5 protein-coding genes are annotated in these 5,099 nt (G+C 66.5%); all 5 read left to right on the forward strand.

The window, feature by feature from the left end; translation table 11 throughout:
- Positions 1–1,464: penicillin-binding protein 2 (mrdA, locus tag VNJ47_01675; protein HXG27544.1), on the forward strand; the 1,464-nt coding region annotated here is incomplete at its 5' end.
- On the forward strand, positions 1,436–2,566 hold the full coding sequence (rodA, locus tag VNJ47_01680) for a rod shape-determining protein RodA (protein ID HXG27545.1): 1,131 nt from the start codon (positions 1,436–1,438) through the stop codon (positions 2,564–2,566). The genes mrdA and rodA, both read left to right, overlap by 29 nt.
- 23 nt (positions 2,567–2,589) lie before the next feature.
- Positions 2,590–3,573, forward strand: coding sequence for a lytic murein transglycosylase B (mltB, locus tag VNJ47_01685; protein HXG27546.1), 984 nt, complete (start codon positions 2,590–2,592; stop codon positions 3,571–3,573).
- Between the two features lie 23 nt (positions 3,574–3,596).
- Positions 3,597–4,565: a septal ring lytic transglycosylase RlpA family protein gene (locus VNJ47_01690; protein HXG27547.1), complete on the forward strand. Its 969-nt coding sequence runs from the start codon at positions 3,597–3,599 to the stop codon at positions 4,563–4,565.
- A gap of 107 nt (positions 4,566–4,672) precedes the next feature.
- On the forward strand, positions 4,673–5,099 hold a 427-nt coding region (locus tag VNJ47_01695), incomplete at its 3' end, for a serine hydrolase (GenBank protein ID HXG27548.1).

Raw genomic sequence — 5,099 nt, forward strand, 5'->3', positions numbered from 1 at the left:
GAGCTCAACCGCCAGAACTTCCCCGGTGTCAGCATCGTCGCCACGCTCACCCGCCACTACCCCCTGGGCGAGACCGCCGCCCATCTGGTGGGTTATGTCGGCGGCATCACGGAAAAGGAGCTGGAAAAGCTGGACCCGCGCCGCTACCGCGGCATGAATTACATCGGCAAGACCGGCGTCGAACGCAGCTACGAACCGGTGCTGCACGGACATCCCGGCTACAAAGTGACCGAGGCCAACGCCGCCGGGCGGCTGCTGCGTCAAATCGAATACCAGCCACCCAAGGATGGTCAGAACCTCTACCTGACGGTGGACGCGCGCGTGCAGCAGGCGGCGCGCGCGGCGCTGGCCGGCAAGGAAGGCGCGATCGTCGCCATCGACCCCAAGACCGGCGGTGTGCTGGCGCTGGTCAGCGAACCCAGCTTCGATCCCAGCCTGTTCGTCGAAGGTATCGACCACGAGAGCTACCGCCGCCTGACCACCGACCCGCACCGGCCGATGCTCAACCGCGCACTCCAAGGCACTTTCCCGCCCGGCTCGACGGTCAAACCCTTCATGGCGCTGGCCGGGCTCGAGTACGGCGAGATCCGCGCGCATGACCACATCGCCTGCCGCGGCGGCTACTCGCTGCCCGGCAGCGGCCGCGTGTTTCGGGACTGGAAACGCGGCGGCCATGGCTCGGTGGACATGCGCTATTCAATCGTGCAGTCCTGCGATGTCTATTACTACATCCTCGGCAACGCCCTGAAGGTGGACCGCATCCACGATTTCCTCACGCGTTTCAGCCTGGGCGTGAAGACCGGCATCGACCTGCCGGGCGAGAAGCCGGGCTTGGTACCGTCGTCGGAATGGAAGAAAAAGAACTTCAGGGAGAAGTGGTACGCGGGCGAGACCCTGAGTGTGGCCATCGGCCAGGGCTACATGAACGTCACGCCACTGCAGCTGGCCTACGCCACCGCCGAGATCGCCAACCGCGGCATGACGCCGCGGCCGCATGTGCTGCTGGAGACGCGCGACCCGATCAGCGGCCAGCGCACACCGTACCCACTGCAGCTCAAGAATCCGATCCGGCTGCGCGACCCGCAGTACTGGGATGACGTGATCCAGGGCATGGTGGACGTGGTGCATTCGTCCAGCGGCACGGCGCAGCGCATCGCGCGCGACGTGCAGTATCGTATCGCCGGCAAGACCGGCACCGCCCAGGTCGTCGGCATGAGCCAGTCGCAGTACGTCAAGAGCGAGGATCTTAAGAAGGAGCACCGCGACCACGCCTGGTTCGTGGCCTTCGCCCCGGTCGAGGCCCCGCAGATCGCCATGACCGTGCTGGTGGAACATGGCGGCCACGGCGGCTCGGACGCCGCGCCGCTGGCGCGCCAGGTCATGGACGCCTACCTGCTGCAGCCGGCCGCACCAGCCGACAACTCCAAGGCCGCACATGAAGAAGCCGCCGCACAAACGCACTGACCCGGAGGGCGTCAGCCTCACCGAAGTGCTGGCCCGCTGGCACATCGACCTGCCGCTGCTGTCGTTGCTGCTGGCCGTCAGCGGCATCGGCCTGTTCACCCTGTACAGCGCCTCTGGGCACGAGATCGGCGTCGTGCTGGGGCAGTGCATCCGCCTGCTGATCGGCATCACCGCCATGGCCGTGGTTGCCCAGATCCCACCCGAGTGGTACCGGATAGCGGCGCCTTTCTTCTATGTCATCGGCAGCGTACTGCTGGTGCTGGTCCTGCTGCTGGGCGATACCGCCAAGGGCGCGCAGCGCTGGCTGGACCTTGGTGTACTGCGTTTCCAGCCGTCGGAGATCATGAAACTGGCCGTGCCGATGACGATCGCCGCCTACCTGCATCTGCGGCCGTTGCCGCCGCGCTGGATGGACATCGCGCTGGTGGGCCTGCTGATCCTGGTGCCGGTCGGGCTGGTCGCCGACCAGCCCGACCTGGGCACGGCGCTGCTGATCGCGGCTGCGGGCGGCTTCGTGCTGTTCGTGGCCGGCTTGCGCTGGCGTTTCATCATCCTGCTGGGGCTGACGCTGCTGGCGCTGGCCCCTCTGCTGTGGGCCAATCTCCATGACTACCAGCAGCAGCGCGTGCTGACCTTCCTCGACCCGGAGCGCGATCCCTCCGGCGCCGGTTACCACATTACCCAGTCCAAGATCGCCATCGGCTCGGGCGGACTGTTGGGCAAGGGCTGGATGAACTCCAGCCAGGCCAAGCTGGATTTCCTGCCGGAAAGCCATACCGACTTCATCTTCGCGGTCTATGCCGAGGAGATGGGACTGCTCGGGGTACTGCTGCTGCTGGCGCTGTACTGCGGCATCGTGCTGCGCGGCCTGTATATCGCACTACGCGGCCAGGACATGTTCCAGCGCCTGGTCGCCGGGGGCTTAAGCTTCACCTTCTTCCTGTACGTTTTCATCAACATGGGGATGGTCGCAGGCATCCTGCCCGTGGTCGGCGTGCCCCTGCCCATGGTGAGCTTCGGCGGGACCTCGCTGGTGATCATGCTCGCGAGTTTTGGCATTCTGATGTCCATCCATACGCACCGAAAGCTGATATCGTCCTAGTCAGGTTGCCATCAGGAATGCCCATGCGAGTCTTCATCGCCCTGTTTCTGTCCGTGCTGGCGCTCGACAGCGGCGCCGCACGCGCCAGCTATGCCGACCACGACCATGCAGCCGACTTCATTCAACACATGGTCAGCCGGCACGGGTTCGCCGTCGAGGAGGTGCGCCGGATCCTGAACGAGGCCGAGCCGCAGGAGCGGGTGCTCGAGGCCATGAAGCGGCCCGCCGAAAAGGCGCTGCCGTGGTACAAATACCGCCGCATCTTCATCACCAACGACCGTATCGACCGTGGTGCCGAGTTTCTCCAGCAGCACCAGGCCATTCTGCAGGCGGCAGAACAGAAGTACGGCGTGCCGGCAGAGATCATCGTCGCGATCATCGGGGTCGAGACCTGGTATGGGCGCAACATCGGCAGTTTCCGCGTACTCGACGCGCTGGCGACCCTGGCCTTCGACTATCCCCGCCGGGCCGACTTCTTCCGCTCCGAGCTGGAGCAATACCTGCTGATGTGCCGCGAGGAAAAGGTGGACCCGACCGGTCCGCTGGGCTCCTATGCCGGGGCCATGGGACTGCCGCAGTTCATGCCCAGCAGCTTCCGGCACTACGCGGTGGACTTCAACGGCAACGGCCGGCGTGATCTGTGGAACGAGCCGGCGGACGTGATCGGCAGCGTGGCCAACTATCTTGCCAGCCGCGGCTGGCGGCGCGGCGAGCCGGTGGCGGCACAGGTGCGCGGGGATACCGATGCCGCCGAGGACTTCGAGTTCAGCAGACTGGAGCCGCTCAACCGCTTCGGCGAGATCGCCAGTGCCGGCGTGCGCACGGACATCAAGGCCGCGCCCGACGCACCGGCCGGTATACTCGAGCTGGAGGGTGACGACGATGACGAATACTGGGTCGCGCTGAAGAATTTCTTCGTCATCACCACTTACAATCGCAGCCCCCTGTACGCCATGGCCGTGTTCCAGCTCGGCCAGGCGGTCAAGGCCAAGCTCATTGCGGGATGAGGCACACGCGAGGCACAGCAACCATGCATCGGCCCGCCGCATTGGCCATTGTGCTCGCCGCCGCGGCGCTCTCGGCTTGCGGTAGCACGGGGGGCGTGCGGAAGGACGAGCCCTACCGGCGCGCGCCAGTGGCGCCCGGCGACGACGCACCGCGCAGCAAATACGGCAACCCGGAATCCTACGAGGTCGACGGCAAGACTTATCGCGTGCTGGACACGGCACGTGGCTATCGTGAGCGCGGTCTGGCGTCCTGGTATGGCGAGGACTTCCACGGCAAGCGCACCTCCAGCGGCGAGCCCTACAACATGCACGCCATGACGGCGGCACACCGCACGCTGCCGCTGCCCAGCTACGTGCGCGTGACCAACCTGCAGAACCGCCGCGAAGTGATCGTGCGCGTGAACGATCGCGGCCCTTTCCATGACGACCGCATCATCGACCTGTCCTTCGCCGCAGCCACCGAACTGGGCATCGTGCGCGACGGCACTGCCGAGGTCGAAGTCACGGCGGTGGATCCGGTACTGGCCGCGGCCAGCATGGACAACGCTGCGCCACCACCCCGTCCGGCACCTGCCGTTACTGCACCCGCTCCGCCACTCGCAACGTCACCGTCCGTGGCTGGCGAAGGCGACGCGCTGGCACCGGACGAAATCCCCGTGGTTGCGCAGCGGCGAGTCGAAATCGCACCTGCGCCGGTGGTCGAGCCACTGTCTGACGAAACGATGGCCGCAGCCGCCGGCCCGCCTCTGCCGGTCACAGCGCCTCTGCCCGCCGGCGACTACCTGCAGGCCGGCGCCTTCTCCGAGGCGCGGCATGCGGACGCACTGGTCGAGCGCCTGCGCCGCGCCGGCTTCGCCAACGCCACCGCCTACCCGCTGCACGGTCTGCTCAAGGTGCGCCTGGGCCCCTATGCCGACCTGCCGGCACTCGAGCGGGACCGCGAGCGCCTGCAGGCCATGGGCATCCGCGCGCTCCGCGTGGAAAAAGAATAGTCAGCCCCGGGGGGCCGGGGCTAGAATGACGCCGCCCGGGTTCGCGCCTGAGAAACGCCGCACCGGGCGCGCACGACGTATCCGCACGACTTGAGCGAGTGTTTCCGATGCCCAGCCCATTCCGCCTGTTGCTGTCCTGCTGTCTGATGCTGTCCGCGGGTTTCGCCTCTGCCAGCAGCATCCCGCTGCCCGAGCCGCCGCACTTCAAGGGGCGCAGTTTCGTACTGATGGATTTCCACAGCGGCCAGCTGCTGGCGGGTCAGGCACCGGAGGCGCGCGTCGAGCCGGCCAGCATCACCAAACTGATGACCGCCTACATCGTGTTCAGCGAGCTGAAGAGCGGCAACCTCAAACTGAACGATACCGCGACCATCAGCGAGAAGGCCTGGCGTACCGGCGGCTCACGCATGTTCGTCAATGTCGGCAGCCAGGTGCGCATCGAGGACCTGCTGCGCGGCATGATCGTGCAATCCGGCAACGACGCGACCGTCGCGCTGGCAGAAGCCGTGGCCGGCAGCGAGGACACCTTCGCCG

This window comes from Nevskiales bacterium (genome assembly GCA_035574475.1).
GTDB lineage: Bacteria > Pseudomonadota > Gammaproteobacteria > Nevskiales > DATLYR01 > DATLYR01.